This is a genomic window from Propionivibrio sp., assembly GCF_041441355.1.
In the GTDB taxonomy this organism is placed as follows: Bacteria; Pseudomonadota; Gammaproteobacteria; order Burkholderiales; family Rhodocyclaceae; genus Propionivibrio.
The window spans coordinates 131013-147196 of sequence record NZ_JASDTF010000019.1; the positions used below are offsets into that span (position 1 = coordinate 131013).

Here is a 16184-nt window from a genome sequence, read left to right on the forward strand (position 1 = left end):
CAGCTCGACGCCTCGTTCAGGCGTCGAGCTGGCGTTGCGCGAGTTCGCCCAGCGTCATCAAGGCGTGGATGTAGCGGTCGGTGAAGTGGTGGCAGGCCGACAGGCGGACGTGGTGGCGGTGCCGTCCCGACGGTGAAAACAAGGTGCCCGGCGTGATCGTGATGCCGCGGGCGAGGGCGTCGTCGCACAGCCGGTTGGCGTCGCAGGCGGCGGGCAGTTCGACCCACACGATGAAGCCGCCGCCCGGCTCGGTGGCGCGCGTGCCGGCCGGAAAGGCAGTCTCGATCAGGCCGCGCAGGCGTTCGACGTACGTGGCGTTGATCCGGCGCAGGCGACGCAAGTGGGCGGCGTAGCCGCCGCTGTCCAAGAAGGCGGCGATGACTTCGGCGAAGAACGCGGGCTGCGCGATCGAGGCGCTGAACTTGAGCGCCGCGACTCGCTCCTTGAAGCGCCCGGCGTGCATCCAACCCACGCGCAGGCCGGGCGCCAGCGTTTTCGAGTACGAGGTGCACAGGATGACCCAGCCTTCGGCGTCGAAGGCCTTGACCGTCGGCGGCAAGGGCGTCGCGTACTGCAGTTCGGCGTACAGCGCATCCTCGATGACCGGGACGCGGTACTGCGCGGCCAGCGCGGCGAGTGCGCGCTTGGCTTCGACCGGCATGCTGGTGCCGAGCGGGTTGTGGATGCTGGGCATGGCAACCACGGCCTGGACGCGTCCGTCGGCGAGCAAGAGTTCGAGTGCCTCGAGCGAAATCCCGCGCCCGGGGTGGGTCGGCACTTCGATGGTGCGCAAACCAAGGTGTTCGGCCAGCGAAATCAGGTTGAAATAGGTCGGCGATTCGACGGCGATCGTGTCGCCCGGCCGGGTGACGGCGCGCAAAGCCAACTGCAAGGCCTCCATGCAGCCGTTGGTGAGCAGGATGTCGTCGGCTTGCAGCACCATCCCCAGTTCGACGGCCTGGCGCGCGATCGCGGCGCGCAGGCGTAGCGGACCGGGCGGGAAGGCGTAGTCGGTGAGCAGCGCCGGCTGGCGCCGTGCGTGCTCGGCCACCAGGCGGGCCAGGGCCTTGCCGGGGTAGAAATCGCTGCTTTTCGGGCAGGCCAGCGAAAGATCGATGACGTCGGGGTCGGATTGCGCGGCCACCATGCGGGCGATGCGGTCGAGGACGGCGCTTTCCGCATGCCGGGCGGTGGGCGGAGTCGTGGACGCGGGCCCACTGGCCGGGGCGGCCAGGCGGGCGCGCACGAAGTATCCGGCCTGCGGGCGGGCTTCGATCCAGCCGTGTGCTTCGAGTTGTCGGTAGGCGGCGAGGACGGTGTTGATGCTCAGGCGGCGGCTTGTTGCCGATTCGCGCACTGAGGGCAGGCGCGTGCCCGCCGCCAGGCGGCCGTCATCGATGGCGCCTTGCAGCTCATCGGCGAGCGCTTGGTACAGCGCTTTGCGCGGCGCGGATTTGGCAGGGGGCACAGGGCGTCCTCGAAATGATGGAAACAGGATGAAAAAATGCGATCTGTGCCTAGTATAAATTGCTTTTTCTGGTGCTGTATCCATTTATGCGCGGCCGTTACAGTGAAGGGCCTCGTTACCCTCAGGAGAAGGCCATGATCGATGTTCCCTTGTTGAGTTACGTCGCCACGATGTCGGTGACGCCCGGGCCGAACAACCTGATGCTGGCCGCGAGCGGCGTCAATTTCGGTTTTCGGCGGACCTTGCCGCACATGCTGGGGGTCAGCTTCGGCAACGGTTTCCAGGTGCTGCTGGTGGCCAGCGCCCTGGCTTGGGTGATGGGGGCGCTGACGCGTTGGCGTCTGGCCTTGGTGCTGGTCGGTTGCGTCTATCTGCTGTGGCTGGCCTGGCGCCAGGCGCATGCCGCGCAGCCCGGGCAGAACGGGCGCTCCGGAGGGGCGAAACCGCTCGGGTTTCTCGGCGCGGCCTTGTTCCAGTGGGGCAATCCAAAGGGCTGGATGATGGTGTTCAACACCGTGCTGCTCTTCTTGCCGCGCGGTGGCGGCTGGGCGGCGGCACTTTCTCTGGCGGCCGTCTGCATCGTCATCAACCTGCCGTGCATCGCGCTCTGGGCGGTGATCGGCGATCGTTTGCGCCAGCGTTTGGCCGAGCCGCGCGTCTTGCGGATGTTCAATTACACGATGGCATTTTTGCTGGCGGCCACCGCGGTGTGGATCGCGATCGACGAAGCCTTCAGTCGTTGACCCCAATCGATGTCGAAGGCATTTCCCAGGACGGGAGCGGTGGGTTGTCGGGACTGAGGTAGCGGCGCGAAATTTCGACTTCGGCACTGTGGCGGTCGGGGCTGAGGATCAGGCAGGTCTGGCGCTGCAGGTCGTAGTAGATCCAGCGTAAGGCGCCGTCGACCGGTTCGACGTGAAAGTCGCCCATCCGCCCGGTCGGGGTCCTGACCTTGGCGTCGGCGCCGAAGACGAGCAGAACCGCATCGTTTTCGTCGTGCAGTTCGACAGCGTCGATGGCGGTGTTCATCACGTGCTTGTAGCACTTGCCGTCGACCTGGAAGGTGCGGATGGTGGCTGACATGATCGGAACCTCCTGCCCGGCCGGGAGGCGGTTGATTTTGTCCGGCCGTTGCCTTCGTTAACGGGTTTCGCCCGGTGCGGGTTGAGTGCCGTCTGTCGTTTTTTGTGCGGCGTTTGTCTCGGGGTGTAACGTCGCCGGACTTGCAATTACAGCGAGCGGCTCGGGGCGGTGGAGTCCGTAGCCCTGGCCGTAATCGACGCCCATGCCGGCGAGTTGTGCGGCAATGGCCGGGGTCTCGACGAACTCGGCGATGGTCTTGAGACCCAACGTCTGCGCCATCTGGACGATGGCCTGGACGAGCGCGGCGTCGGCGTCGTCGCGCCCGAGGACGCGCACCAGGCTGCCGTCGATCTTCAGGAAGTCGACTTGCAAGTCGCGCAGGTAGGCGAACGAAGAAAAACCGCTGCCGAAATCGTCGAGCGCGAAACGGCACCCCAGCAGCTTGAGTCGCCGGATGTATTCGCGTGCCGTGTCGATCCCGCTCATCGCTGCCGATTCGGTGATTTCGAAGCTGATCTGGTGGGCTTTGCCCGAGGCCTTGAGCAGGGCTTCGAGCTCGGGCAGGTAGTGCTTGTCCATCAAGGTCTGGCCCGAGAGATTGACCGCGTATTCGCAGTCGGGGTCGAGCTGCCCGGCGAGCAGGGTTTCGATCACCCAGCGGTCGATCTTGGGCATCAAGCCGAAGCGTTCGGCGGCGGAGAGGAAGGTGCCGGGGCTGACGATCTGGTCGTGATCGTCGAGTCCGCGCAACAGGACTTCGATGTGGCCGTGGCCGCGGTCGTTCCGGAGCGGGACGACGCGCTGGCCATAGAGCCGGAAGCGACCGTCGCGAATCAGTTGCGGCAGGCGGGCGGCCCACAATTCTTCCTGGCGCGCACGATTGAGCGCCGGGTCGGCTTCTTCGTAAACCAGTACCTTGGGGCTGCCGGGTTGTTTGGCGAGGCGACACGCGGCGTCGGCGCGGGCGACAACCTCGCGGTTGAGGTAGCCGGGCCCGGCCAGGGCCAGCCCGGCCGAAGCGCCGAGCGGCATCGGCTGGCCGAGCCAGGCGAAGTGATGTTCTTCGATGAGGAGAATGATTTCGTCGGCCAGTCGGCGTGCTGCGTCGAGGTTCGTGTCGCCGCCTCGCCATACGGCGAACTCGTCGCCGCCGACCCGGGCGATGACCGCCTGGTGGCGGGTGCAGCAGGCGCCAAGTTTTTCGGTCAATTCGACGAGCAGGTCGTCGCCCGCAGTGTGGCCGCAGAGGTCGTTCACCAGCTTGAAGCGGTCGAGGTCGATGTAGGCGAGGGCACCGCCGCGCGCCGTGTCGGCGTTCATGCTGGCGGCGAGACCCCGCCGGTTGAGCAGACCGGTGAGGGTGTCATGCAGCGCCTGGTGTTCGAGACTGCGACTGATCGACAGACTGCTGCGCGTGATCCGGTGGCTGAGCACTAGGCAGAGGACGAGGCAGATTACGCCAATGCCGACGAAGGTCATGAGCAGAACTTGGCGTTGCTGGTTCAGGTGGGTGAGGGTGTGTTGCTCCTCTTCCTCGGCCTTCTCGACGATGTCGTCAAGTTTGTGCGCGATCGTATAAGCGTACGCTTTGGCTTCGCTCAAAGCGCGGTTGGCGGCTTGTGGGGTTGTTGCTCTGGGTGTGTCGAAATCGGCGATGACGGCCTCAACGCCCTGTGCATAGGCCTTCAATCCGGTCTCGATTTCGCCGACCTCGACCTTGAGTTGCCCGGTTCCTTCTGCGACCTCGGTCTGCAGCTTGGCGATCTGGGCGAAGGACTGCGCCAGGCTGTCGCGCCAGCGCTGTCGAGCGGCGTACCAGGCGTCGCCGCGCTCGGCGGCGGCGAGCAGAATGTCCTTCTCGTGCCGGCGCACTTCGCCGATCAGCACCTTGAGTTCCAGGGCCTCGAGCTGATGGTCGGAGAAACTGACCAACTCGGTGCTCATGTCTCGGTGCAGGGCGAGCAGGCTCCAAGCGCTGAACGCCAACTGGCCGATGACGATTAACGCCAGTGCAATGAAACCGGCCCGCGTGATCTGTCCGAGGCGGCGCGATTCCTTGTAAAGCATGGTTTGGGCACGGAAATGACGAGAGGGTGCGCGAATGATGCCGAGCGCAGTGAGGCTTGGCAAGCGACCGTCGAGGCTTTGGCTCAGAAAGTGAAAAAATCGCCCGAAAATGCCTCAATGAATCCCCCTACTCGCAACGATCTTGTTTTTTTTCTCGGGCTCGTTTCTAATGAGTCCGCAAGATCAATGTCCTTCCCCGAGTCGAACGTAATCACCATGTCCGAAACTGCACGCAGCACCTCATTCGCTTCCGCTCCCGCAGCGGCGCGTGTGCTGTCGTCCGCGCGTTCGGTTCTGCTTGCGCTCGTCGTACGCCTGGTACGTGTAGTACGCGTATCCGTACGCACCGTACCGACGGGGATCTAGCCAGCCAAAAGTCAGCGAGAAACAAGACTTCAGACTTCCAACCCCCGCCGGTGCCAACCGAGCGGGGGTTTTCATTTTGGCCTCCGCTTCGTCCTCCCGGCTCATGCAGCAGTTTTTTTGAGGAGAAAGCAATGACCACGATGTCCACGATGCCCAGTCCGCCTGCGGAGCGATTGTCTGGAGCGCAGATCGTTGTGCGCCTGCTTGAACGCCAGGGCGTGCGTCGTCTGGCGGGGATTCCAGGTGGCGCCATCCTGCCGTTTTACGATGCGCTGTCGCAATCGACGTCGATCGAACACGTCCTGGCCCGGCACGAGCAGGGGGCCGGGTTCATGGCCCAGGGCATGGCGCGGGTCAGCGGCGAAGTGGCGGTCTGTGTCGCGTCTTCAGGGCCGGGGGCGACCAACCTCATCACGGCGATCGCCGACGCCAAGCTCGATTCGATCCCCCTGGTGGCCATTACCGGCCAAGTACCTAAATCGATGATCGGTACCGACGCTTTCCAGGAGGTCGACACCTACGGCTTGTCGATCCCGATCACCAAGCACAATTTCCTGGTCGGCTCGGCGCAGGAACTGCTCGACGTCATTCCGCGTGCCTTCCGCCTCGCGGCCTCGGGGCGCCCTGGGCCCGTGCTGGTCGATATTCCCAAGGACGTGCAGAACCAGATCATCGAGGTGACGCACTGGCCCGAACCGGGGCGGCCCGACATCGCCCCGCTGCCCGAGACCAAGCTGATCGAGCGGGCGGCGGCGATGATCGAGTCGGCTGAACGCCCGATCCTTTACCTCGGTGGCGGGGTCGTGCATTCGGGGGCAGCAGCTGAGGCCGTGGCGCTTGCCGAACAGTGCGATCTGCCGACGGTGATGACGCTGATGGGCCTGGGCGCGATGCCGGTCGATCATCGTCTTTCGCTGGGCATGCTGGGCATGCACGGGGCGCGCTGCACCAACTATGCACTCGACGAGTGCGACCTGCTGATTGCCGTCGGCGCCCGTTTCGACGACCGGGCCACCGGCAAGGTCGCGGCCTTCTGTCCGCAGGCACGGATCATCCACATCGACATCGACCGTTCTGAGATCGACAAGATCAAGACTGCGCATGTCGGCCTGCGCGGCGACGTGAAGCCTGTGCTCGAGCGGCTGTCCGCGCTGCTGCCGACGCAGCGGCGCGGCGACTGGTGCCGTCGCGTCGCGACGCTCAAAGCCGAGCACCCGCTGCGCATGCCCGGAATCGACGATCCGCGCACGCCGTACGGGCTGATCCGCGCTGTGGCCGATTGCCTCGACGACACGGCCACGATCGCCACCGACGTGGGGCAGCACCAGATGTGGGTCGCCCAGGCCTATCCCCTGCGCCGGGCGCGCCAGTGGCTGACGTCCGGCGGCCTCGGGACGATGGGCTTCGGCATGCCGGCGGCGATCGGCGCGGCGCTTGCCGAACCGGAGCGGACCGTGGTCTGTTTCTCCGGCGACGGCAGCATCTTGATGAACGTGCAGGAGTTGGCCACGGCCGCCGAAGAGAATGCCAACGTCAAAATCGTGCTGATGAACAACGCCTCACTGGGGCTCGTTTTTCAACAGCAGACGTTGTTCTATGGGGAGCGGATTTTTGCCTCGAAGTTCAAGGGCGTTCCCGATTTTCTGTCCGTTGCCGCCGGCTTCGGCTGGCGCACCCTCGATCTCGACGCCGCGCCCGATGCCCGGGCGGCCTTGCGCGAGGCTTTTTCGCTGCGCGGCCCGGTGTTCATCCACGCCAGCATCAATGTCCAGGAGCAGGTGCTGCCCATGGTCGCGCCGGGCGCCGCCAACCTCGAAATGATCGGAGACTGAACGATGAACTCGCTTAACCGAAACGAAAAACGCGCCATGCCCAGGACGGTGCTCGAAGTTGACGTCAATAACCATGCTGGCGTGATGTCGCACGTGGTCGGGTTGTTCTCGCGCCGTGCCTTCAACGTCGAGGGCATTTTGTGCATGCCGGTCGGCGACGGGAGCACCAGCCGCATCTGGCTGGCGGTCGGTGAGGACGAACGCCTGGACCAGATGGTGCGGCAGATGGAAAAGCTCGAGGATGTGCTGGCCGTGCGCCGTCATGGCACCGAGCACGCCGTCTTCGAGCGGCTCGAGGAGTTCTTCCAGTAAGGGTGGCGCCCGGAGGTCGATTGCCGCCGCCGGGCGAGCTACCCTAAGCGGCGGGCTGGGCTTAGCGCCGGCCGCCGTGTCCGCCGCCTTTTCGCCCGCTGTTGTCCCAGTTGAAGCGGACGTTGCGCTGCCAACGGCGGTTTGCGGCGTGCGCCCCCGGGAGCGGCTCCGGGGCACGCTTGCTGTCGCGTGGCTTGGGCGGTTCGGGTTTGTTGCGTTCCCCGGTCATGGGCGCTCCTCGTTTCCAGTGTTATGCATTTGCGCTAGACTTCAGGGCGACTCCATTTCGTACGGGGATTATTGTCATGGCGGATCCGATCCGGGGCGCGTGTCTGTGCGGTGCGGTACGTTACGAGTGTACGGCGGAACCGATGTTCGCCGTCAATTGTCACTGCCGCGATTGCCAGCGGGCCAGTGGTTCGGCCTACCTGCCGGTGTTGATGGTGCCCGCTGCGGCGCTCAAGGTTGTTGGCGAGGTGTGCGAATACGCCAAGCAGGGCGACCGGGGTTTCGTCGCCCGGCGCTCGTTCTGCCCGGTTTGCGGCTCGCAACTCTTTGCCTGCAGCGACGGTATGCCGGACTGGGTCGGGTTGCGAGCGGGAACGCTCGACGACCCGTCGCGTTATCGGCCACAGGCTGACATCTACACGCGCAGTGCCCACGCTTGGGACGTCATGGCGCCGGAAACGGCGAAGTTCGACACCCTGCCGCCACCGCAGCCCGCGCCCGCTTAAGGCGTCGGCCGCGGGCGCCGTGGCGGACGGCGAGGGGCGGCCGGGGTCTGTGCTACACTTTTTGCCCCGTCCATCCTCCCCCTTGTGCGCTATGTCCGGCAATACCTTCGGCACCCTGTTTACCGTGACCTCCTTTGGCGAGTCGCATGGCCCGGCCATCGGTTGTGTCGTTGACGGCTGCCCGCCCGGACTCGAGATCAGCGCGGCCGACATCCAGCTTGAACTCGACCGCCGCAAGCCCGGCACATCGCGCCACGTCACTCAGCGGCGGGAGTCTGACAGCGTCGAGATCCTGTCGGGCGTCTTTGAAGGGCGCAGTACCGGGACGCCGATCGCCCTCCTGATCCGTAACGAGGATCAGCGCAGCAAGGATTACGGCAACATCGCCGAGACCTTCCGTCCGGGGCATGCCGACTACGCCTATACGCAAAAATACGGTTTCCGCGATTACCGCGGGGGCGGCCGTTCGTCGGCGCGCGAAACCGCGGTGCGCGTTGCGGCCGGGGCGATTGCCCGCAAGTGGCTGCGCGAGCGCCATGGCATCGTGATCCGCGGCTGGATGAGCCAGCTCGGGCCGGTCGAGATTCCTTTCGTGGACGAGGCCGAGATCGATCGCAATCCCTTCTTTGCCCCGAATGCCGCGGTGGTGCCCGAGCTTGAGGCCTACATGGACGCCTTGCGCAAGTCGGGCGACTCGATCGGGGCTCGGATCAACGTCGTCGCGCGCGGGGTTCCGCCCGGTTGGGGCGAGCCGGTGTTCGACCGGCTCGATGCCGAGATCGCCTACGCAATGATGGGCATCAACGCGGTGAAAGGGGTCGAAGTTGGCGCCGGTTTCGGCTGCATTGCCCAGAAAGGCAGCGAGCACGGCGACGAGATGACGCCGCAAGGCTTTCTTTCCAACCACGCTGGCGGTGTGCTCGGCGGCATTTCGACCGGGCAGGAGATCGCGGTGAGCATGGCGATCAAACCAACCTCGAGCATCCGTTTGCCGCGCCGGACGATCGACCGGGCCGGGCAGGCCGCCACGGTCGAAACGCACGGTCGTCACGACCCCTGCGTCGGCATCCGTGCAACGCCGATCGCCGAGGCGATGCTGGCTCTGGTGCTCATCGATCACGCCTTGCGCCAGCGTGCGCAGTGTGGCGACGTGGCTTGCTCGACGCCCCGGATTCCGGGCGTTGCGGCCGCCTGAATCAGGCGTGTGGCGGGGGGCTACACTTTCCTGGAGGAAGTGGTAGATTAGGCGTGCGGTTTGGCAATCAAGGTCGTTTTTTCAACCGGATTGGACGGCTTTGCAGGAGTCGTCCAAAGAGCGAGAGAGGGCACGATCATGCAAGTCGAGCATCACGAGTTGTTTCGGGAGTTTCCTGAGTTTGTCGATACCATCCGGACGCTCAGGACTTCCGATAGTTACTTCTGCCAGATGTACGATCAGTATCACCAGTTGACGCATAAGGTCGAACGGCTCGAGGAAGATGATCTGCCGATCGACGACGTTGCCTTCGAAAACCTGAAGAAGCAACGGGTCTGGCTCAAGGACAAGATGTACAAGATGCTCGTTGAGCACTGCAATCCCAGCTGATCCCACTGTTTTTCTTCCGTTCGCCGCACGCCCCTTGGGGCGTGCCCGATGCATCCGGTAAGATGGCTGGATGCATGCAGTTCCATATTGGCGCCTGTCCGCCTACTACTTCAGCTATTACGCCTTCCTCGGCGTCTTCTCGCCGTATTTCGCCCTCTATCTGCAAAGCTTGGGGCTTTCGGCCTGGGACATCGGTTTGCTGATGTCGCAGATGCAGCTCATGCGCCTGTGCGGGCCTTATGTCTGGGGCGGCGTGGCGGATCGCTGCGGGCGTCGTTTGATGATCGTGCGAACGACCGGGGCCGTCGCCTGCGTGAGCTTCCTGGTGTTTTTCATCAGCCAGCGCTTTGAGCCCTTGCTGGCGGCGATGGCCGTCTTTGCCTTCTTCTGGTCGGCTTCGATGCCCTTGGTCGAGGCCCTGACCTTCGATCACCTGCGCGAACAGGCGCCACGCTACAGTCGCATTCGTCTCTGGGGGTCGATCGGTTTCGTCGTCGCCGTGCTGGTGGTCGGCGCACTGCTCGATTTCCTACCGGTCACCAGTCTGCCGTGGCTGTGCCTGTTTACGCTGCTGGTCATTCTCGGCAGCTCTGCCCGGCTGACCGAGGCCAAGCCCTTGCCGCACGCGGTCAGCGATCCGAGTCTCGGGGACGTCTTGGCCTTGCCGCATGTGCGGGCGCTGTTCGTCGGGTGTTTTGCGATGACCGCGGCGCACGGTGCGCTCAATATTTTCTACACCCTGTTCCTCGACGCGCACGGGGTCAGCAAGTCCGTGGTCGGCGCCTTGTGGACGCTGGGCGTGCTGGCCGAGATCGGCGTCTTCCTGGTGATGGCGCGCGTGATGCGGCGTTTCGACCTGCGGACGATCCTGCTCTTCAGTCTTGCCGCCGCGGTGTTGCGCTTCGTGCTGATCGGCTACGGCGTCGGTTCGCTGGCGGTATTGGCATTCGCGCAGTTGCTGCATGGTCTGACCTTTGGCGCCTGTCATGCGGCGGCCATCGCGGCGGTGAACCGCTGGTTCACCGGGGCGACCCGCGGGCGCGGGCAAGCCTTGTATTCGGGCATTGCCTTCGGCGCAGGCGGTCTTGTTGGCGGCCTCCTGAGTGGAGCGTTGTGGGATCGTCTCGGCGGCGAACTGACCTTTGCAGTCAGCTCGCTTTTTGCCTTGTTCGGGTATTGGGTCGTCGCCCGCTGGGTGCGCGCGGACGATGTCGGCGCGCCGCCGGGGTCGCGCGTTGTACGGTCTTCTTGAGCATTATGGAGGTCTTTGGATGCGTCGTTTTCCTTGCCGTGTCGTAGTCTTGCTGTTGGGCATGTCGCTGGCTGTGGGCGCTTGCGTGCAGACCAAGACGACCGCCAGCGGCGCGGTCGGGGTTGAGCGCGAACAGACGATGCTGCTGTCCGCGGCCGAGGTCAATCAATCGGCCGAAGCGGCGTATCGCAAGACCTTGCAGCAGGCACAGAACGCCAATCGTTTAAATCGTGATCCGGCAGTCGTGCAGCGCGTGCGTGGCATCGCGACGCGGCTGACTGCCGCCACGGGTGCGTTTCGTTCCGACGCGCCGGGGTGGCGTTGGGAAGTGAATGTCATTTCTTCCAACGAGCTCAATGCCTGGTGCATGCCAGGCGGGAAAATTGCGGTCTATACCGGGATCATTGAGCGACTGCAACTGACCGATGACGAGTTGGCCGCGGTGATGGGGCACGAGATCGCCCATGCCTTGCGCGAGCATGGGCGGGAAAAGGCAGGGCAGTCCGCCGGAGTCGGCGCCGCGGCCGCCATCGGAGGGGCGCTGATCGGCGCTTATTACGGCATCGACGCCAGCATCGGACGGAATGTGCTGGGGACCGCCGGGGATCTGGCCTTCATGCGTCCGAACTCACGTGGAATGGAGCAGGAAGCCGATCGGATCGGCGTCGAGTTGGCGGCACGCGCCGGCTATGACCCGGCGGCCTCCATTTCCTTGTGGCAGAAAATGGCGCGTGCCTCGAGCGGTAGCCCGCCGCAGTGGTTGTCTACGCATCCGTCGAATGCAACGCGGATCGACGACCTGCGGGACTACTCTGAGCGTGTTCGTCCGCTATATGGTGCTTCAAAAAAGCAGTAATGAGACAGGATGTTGCTCGGAAATGGCTGTTTCATGCAATGATGACAGGGTTTTTGCCCCGTGCGATAATCGAAACGCAAATTTCCTTCGGATGGTTCTCTGATTTATGGCGCAGACCCTTTACGACAAGTTGTGGCAAAGCCACGTGGTGCACGAAGAGGCCGACGGCACGGCCCTGATCTACATCGACCGGCATCTGGTGCACGAAGTCACCAGCCCGCAAGCTTTCGAAGGGCTCAAGCTGGCAGGCCGCAAGCCGTGGCGGGTCAGTTCCATCGTCGCCACGGCCGACCACAACACGCCGACCGACCACTGGGACAAGGCCGAGGGTACGGCGGCAATTGACGATCCCGTCGCTCGCCTGCAGGTCGATACGCTGGATGCCAACATCCGCGAACAGGGGGCGCTGGCTTATTTTCCGTTCAAGCATCCGCGCCAGGGCATCGTTCATGTGGTCGGGCCGGAGAACGGCGCGACCTTGCCCGGGATGACCGTGGTTTGCGGCGATTCGCACACCTCGACGCACGGCGCTTTCGCCTGTCTCGCGCATGGCATCGGCACCTCCGAGGTCGAACATGTGATGGCGACGCAGTGCCTGGTGCAGAAAAAATCCAAAACCCTGCTGATCCGCGTCGAGGGCATGCTCGGCCGGAGCGTTACTGCCAAGGATGTCGCGCTGGCGATCATCGGCGTCATCGGCACGGCGGGCGGCACGGGCTATGCGATTGAGTTTGCCGGTAGCGCGATCCGTGGTCTGTCGATGGAAGGGCGCATGACGTTGTGCAACATGGCCATCGAGGCCGGCGCGCGCATGGGCTTTGTGGCGGTCGACCAAACCACGATCGATTACCTGCGCGACCGCCCTTTCTCGCCCAAGGGCGAGGACTGGGACCGGGCGGTGGCCTACTGGCGCACTTTGCGTTCGGACGAAGGGGCGAGCTTCGACCGCGTCATCGACTTGCGCGCCGAGCGCATCCTGCCGCAGGTGACCTGGGGTACCTCGCCCGAGATGGTCGTCTCGATCGCCGACACCGTACCCGATCCGGCTAAGGAGACCGACGCCGTCAAGCGTGAAGGGATGGAGCGGGCTTTGCAATACATGGGGCTTACGCCCAACCTCCCGATCCAGTCGATCAGGATCGACAAGGTCTTCATCGGTTCATGCACCAACTCACGCATCGAGGATTTGCGCGCTGCGGCCGCCGTCGTCAAGGGGCGTCACGTCGCTGCCAACGTCAAGCTGGCGCTGGCCGTCCCGGGCTCGGGGCTGGTCAAGGCGCAGGCCGAGCGCGAAGGCCTGGACAAGATTTTCGTCGCGGCTGGTTTCGAGTGGCGTGAGCCGGGGTGCTCGATGTGTCTGGCGATGAACGCCGACCGGCTTGAGCCGGGTGAGCGCTGCGCCTCGACGTCGAACCGCAATTTCGAAGGGCGGCAGGGGCCAGGAGGGCGGACGCACCTCGTGAGCCCGCAGATGGCGGCCGCCGCGGCGATCGCCGGGCGTTTTGCCGACGTGCGTGAACTTGGACTGTGAGAAGGGGATCGAAATGAAAAAACTGACGACGATTATTCTGGCGCTGGCGCTGGTTGCCGCCGTAGGGTGCAACACCGTCAAGGGCATCGGCAAGGACATCGAGCGTGGCGGTGAAGCTATCCAGCGCTCGGCGACGAAGTGACGAAATGAACCAATGATGGAACGATTCCTTACCCTGCGAGGCTTGGTCGCACCGCTCGACCGCAACAACGTCGATACCGACGCCATCATCCCCAAGCAATTCCTCAAGTCGATCAAACGCTCGGGCTTTGGCCCCAACGCCTTCGACGAGTGGCGTTATCTGGACGTCGGTCAGCCGGGGCAAGACAACGCGCGGCGCCCGAAGAATCCGAATTTCGTGCTCAATCAGCCGCGCTATCAAGGTGCCCAGATCCTGCTCACGCGGCAGAACTTCGGTTGCGGCTCGTCGCGCGAGCATGCGCCCTGGGCTTTGCTCGACTTCGGTTTTCGCGCCATTCTCGCCGAGTCCTTTGCTGACATTTTCTTCAACAACTGTTTCAAGAACGGCATCCTGCCCATTGTCCTGCCGGCAGCCGAAATCGAAGCATTGTTCGCACAGGTCGAGGCCAGCCCTGGCTATGCTCTGAGCATCGACCTGCCGGCGCAGGCGGTGATCCGTCCTGACGGGCACGGGATTCCCTTTGCCGTCGATCCCTTCCGCAAGGAATGCCTGGTGAATGGCTGGGACGACATTGGCCTGACCTTGCGCCATGCCGACAAGATTCGCGCTTACGAGGATAAGCGTCGTGCCGAACAACCCTGGCTGTTTGCCGGATAGGAGTAAAGATGAAGATTTGCGTTTTGCCCGGTGACGGCGTCGGTCCCGAAATCGTTGCCGAAGCCGTGCGCGTGCTGCGTGCGCTCGAACTGCCGTGCGAGCTTGAGGAGGCGCAGTTGGGTGGTTGCGCCGTCGATGCCACCGGCAATCCTTATCCCGAGGCGACTCAGAAACTCGCGCAGGCGGCCGATGCCGTACTGCTCGGTGCAGTTGGCGGGCCGAAGTGGGATCAGTTGCCGCGCGAACAGCGCCCCGAGCGCGGCTTGCTGGGCATTCGCAAGCAACTCGGGCTCTTCGCCAACCTGCGCCCAGCCGTGTTGTACGCCGAACTTGCCAACGCTTCGACGCTCAAGCCCGAGGTGGTTTCCGGGCTCGACATCCTGATCGTTCGCGAGCTCACAGGCGACATCTATTTCGGTCAGCCGCGTGGTGTCGAGATGCGCGAGATCGACGGGCGGGCGCAACGTTACGGCTATAACACGATGCACTACAGCGAGGACGAGATTCGCCGCATCGGCCGTGTGGCTTTCGAGGCCGCCCGTAAGCGCAACAAAAAACTGTGTTCGGTCGACAAGATGAACGTCTTGGAGACGACCCAGTTGTGGCGCGATGTGATGAACGAACTCGCGCCCGAATATCCGGACGTCGAACTCTCGCACATGCTGGTCGATAACGCCGCGATGCAACTGGTGCGTGCGCCCAAACAGTTCGACGTGCTGGTGACCGGGAACATGTTCGGCGACATCCTGTCGGACGAAGCAGCGATGCTTACCGGTTCGATCGGGATGTTGCCGTCGGCCTCGCTCGACGCGAACAACAAAGGCTTGTACGAACCCTGTCACGGTTCTGCGCCTGACATCGCCGGTCAAGGCGTGGCCAACCCGCTGGCGACGATTCTGTCGGCGGCGATGATGCTACGCTATACGTTCAATCGCGAAGAGGATGCCGCGCGGATCGAGGCTGCGGTCAAAACGGTGCTGGCGCAGGGGTATCGAACCGGCGACATCTACGAAGCCGGAACGCAGCGGGTCGGCACGCGGGCGATGGGAGACGCGGTGCTCGCGGCCCTGTAATCGGTTTAATTTTGTTTATTGTGGAAGGCTGAAATGAAGAAGCTTGGTCTGGTCGGTTGGCGGGGCATGGTCGGTTCCGTGCTCATGCAGCGGATGGTCGAAGAGGGCGATTTCGCCCACGTCGAGCCGGTGTTTTTCACCACATCGTCAGTGGGGGGTAAGGCGCCGACGCTGGGGGGCAAGGACGGCGGTATTCTGCAGGACGCAATGTCCATCGAAACGCTCAAACAGATGGACATCATCATCACCTGTCAGGGCGGCGACTACACCAAGGAAGTCTTCCCGAAACTGCGTGCCACCGGCTGGAATGGTCATTGGATTGACGCGGCCTCGACCCTGCGCATGGATAAGGATGCGGTGATCATCCTCGATCCGGTCAACCTCAACGTCATTCAGGATGCGCTGGCCAAGGGCGGGCGCAACTGGATCGGCGGCAATTGCACCGTTTCGCTGATGCTGATGGGCTTGGGCGGTTTGTTCAAACACGATCTCGTCGAATGGGTGTCGGCGATGACCTATCAGGCTGCCTCGGGCGCCGGCGCGCAGAACATGCGCGAATTGCTCGCCCAGATGGGGGCCTTGCACGATGCGGTCAAGGCTGAGTTGGCCGACCCGGCCTCGGCCATCCTCGACATCGATCGCAAGGTCGCCGAGACGATGCGTGCCGCTGACTTCCCGACCAAGAATTTCCGCAACACCGCACTTGCCGGTAGTCTGATTCCGTGGATCGACGTGCCCGTGGATAACGGGCAATCGAAGGAAGAGTGGAAGGGTGGCGCTGAATGCAACAAGATTCTCGGTCGGCCAGCCTTCCGTTCGCCGGGATCGATTCCGATCGATGGGTTGTGCGTTCGCATCGGCGCCATGCGTTGCCATTCGCAGGGGCTGACGATCAAGCTGAAGAAAGATGTGCCGCTCGACGAAATCAGCGACATCATTGCCCAGGGAAATGCTTGGGCGAAGGTGGTGCCGAACGAGCGCGAGATCAGCGAGCGCGAGCTGACCCCCGCTGCGGTGACGGGAACGCTGACCGTTCCGGTCGGCCGTCTGCACAAGTTGGCGATGGGGCCGGACTATCTCGGCGCGTTCACGGTCGGCGACCAGCTTCTGTGGGGTGCCGCAGAACCCTTGCGGCGAATGCTGCGTATCCTTGTGGATTGATAGCGCTTTGTTTGTAAAAGAAAAACCGGGGCTTTCCCCCGGTTTTTTCGTTTCAAAGTGATAAT

General features: G+C 63.7%; 17 protein-coding genes. 13 read left to right on the top strand and 4 right to left on the bottom strand.

The genetic code is table 11. The annotated features are described in order from the left end of the window. Positions 1-16: 16 nt before the first annotated feature. Positions 17-1468 (bottom strand): aminotransferase-like domain-containing protein, encoded by a 1452-nt coding sequence (locus QMB55_RS07095; protein ID WP_497587983.1) that lies wholly within the window; start codon positions 1466-1468, stop codon positions 17-19. 134 nt (positions 1469-1602) lie between these two features. On the opposite strand from QMB55_RS07095, the gene QMB55_RS07100 reads away from it, so the two are divergent. Beyond that, positions 1603-2211, top strand: coding sequence for a LysE family translocator (locus QMB55_RS07100; RefSeq protein ID WP_497587984.1), 609 nt, complete (start codon positions 1603-1605; stop codon positions 2209-2211). Here QMB55_RS07100 and QMB55_RS07105 read toward each other — a convergent pair. Next, complete coding sequence (locus QMB55_RS07105; protein WP_497587985.1) at positions 2201-2551, bottom strand: hypothetical protein; 351 nt, start codon at positions 2549-2551, stop codon at positions 2201-2203. The genes QMB55_RS07100 and QMB55_RS07105 overlap by 11 nt on opposite strands. 57 nt (positions 2552-2608) lie before the next feature. Further along, positions 2609-4618, bottom strand: coding sequence for a putative bifunctional diguanylate cyclase/phosphodiesterase (locus tag QMB55_RS07110; RefSeq protein ID WP_497587986.1), 2010 nt, complete (start codon positions 4616-4618; stop codon positions 2609-2611). A 497-nt stretch (positions 4619-5115) separates the two neighbouring features. Between QMB55_RS07110 and ilvB the strand changes: the two genes are divergently transcribed. Together ilvB and ilvN are read left to right on the top strand one after the other, a co-directional pair. Continuing rightward, the gene (gene ilvB / locus QMB55_RS07115) at positions 5116-6816 is read left to right on the top strand and encodes an acetolactate synthase large subunit (RefSeq protein WP_497587987.1); all 1701 of its coding nucleotides are present in this window, start codon (positions 5116-5118) and stop codon (positions 6814-6816) included. A gap of 3 nt (positions 6817-6819) precedes the next feature. Continuing rightward, entirely contained in the window at positions 6820-7128 is a 309-nt protein-coding gene (gene ilvN, locus QMB55_RS07120; RefSeq protein WP_497587988.1) for an acetolactate synthase small subunit, read from the top strand. A gap of 61 nt (positions 7129-7189) precedes the next feature. On the opposite strand, the gene QMB55_RS07125 is transcribed toward ilvN, so the two are convergent. After that, positions 7190-7357, bottom strand: coding sequence for a hypothetical protein (locus QMB55_RS07125; protein ID WP_497587989.1), 168 nt, complete (start codon positions 7355-7357; stop codon positions 7190-7192). A gap of 76 nt (positions 7358-7433) precedes the next feature. On the opposite strand from QMB55_RS07125, the gene QMB55_RS07130 reads away from it, so the two are divergent. The 10 genes from QMB55_RS07130 to asd all read left to right on the top strand — a co-directional run bounded on the left by QMB55_RS07130 (position 7434) and on the right by asd (position 16119). After that, positions 7434-7862, top strand: coding sequence for a GFA family protein (locus QMB55_RS07130; protein ID WP_497587990.1), 429 nt, complete (start codon positions 7434-7436; stop codon positions 7860-7862). A gap of 91 nt (positions 7863-7953) precedes the next feature. Continuing rightward, positions 7954-9057 carry a chorismate synthase gene (aroC, locus tag QMB55_RS07135; RefSeq protein ID WP_497587991.1) on the top strand — a complete coding sequence of 368 codons (1104 nt, stop codon included), beginning with the start codon at positions 7954-7956 and terminating at the stop codon, positions 9055-9057. Between the two features lie 138 nt (positions 9058-9195). Next, positions 9196-9447 carry an HP1242/YdcH family protein gene (locus tag QMB55_RS07140; protein WP_497587992.1) on the top strand — a complete coding sequence of 84 codons (252 nt, stop codon included), beginning with the start codon at positions 9196-9198 and terminating at the stop codon, positions 9445-9447. A 70-nt stretch (positions 9448-9517) separates the two neighbouring features. After that, on the top strand, positions 9518-10699 hold the full coding sequence (locus QMB55_RS07145) for an MFS transporter (RefSeq protein ID WP_497587993.1): 1182 nt from the start codon (positions 9518-9520) through the stop codon (positions 10697-10699). 19 nt (positions 10700-10718) lie between these two features. Continuing rightward, on the top strand, positions 10719-11555 hold the full coding sequence (locus QMB55_RS07150; protein ID WP_497587994.1) for a M48 family metallopeptidase: 837 nt from the start codon (positions 10719-10721) through the stop codon (positions 11553-11555). A gap of 106 nt (positions 11556-11661) precedes the next feature. Continuing rightward, positions 11662-13086 carry a 3-isopropylmalate dehydratase large subunit gene (gene leuC, locus QMB55_RS07155; RefSeq protein ID WP_497587995.1) on the top strand — a complete coding sequence of 475 codons (1425 nt, stop codon included), beginning with the start codon at positions 11662-11664 and terminating at the stop codon, positions 13084-13086. A gap of 13 nt (positions 13087-13099) precedes the next feature. Further along, positions 13100-13228: an entericidin A/B family lipoprotein gene (locus QMB55_RS07160; protein ID WP_497587996.1), complete on the top strand. Its 129-nt coding sequence runs from the start codon at positions 13100-13102 to the stop codon at positions 13226-13228. A 15-nt stretch (positions 13229-13243) separates the two neighbouring features. After that, positions 13244-13885 (top strand): 3-isopropylmalate dehydratase small subunit, encoded by a 642-nt coding sequence (leuD, locus tag QMB55_RS07165; protein WP_497588281.1) that lies wholly within the window; start codon positions 13244-13246, stop codon positions 13883-13885. An 8-nt stretch (positions 13886-13893) separates the two neighbouring features. Continuing rightward, positions 13894-14958, top strand: coding sequence for a 3-isopropylmalate dehydrogenase (gene leuB / locus QMB55_RS07170; protein ID WP_497587997.1), 1065 nt, complete (start codon positions 13894-13896; stop codon positions 14956-14958). Between the two features lie 33 nt (positions 14959-14991). Further along, positions 14992-16119, top strand: a complete 1128-nt coding sequence (asd, locus tag QMB55_RS07175) for an aspartate-semialdehyde dehydrogenase (protein WP_497587998.1) — start codon at positions 14992-14994, stop codon at positions 16117-16119. Positions 16120-16184: the final 65 nt, after the last annotated feature.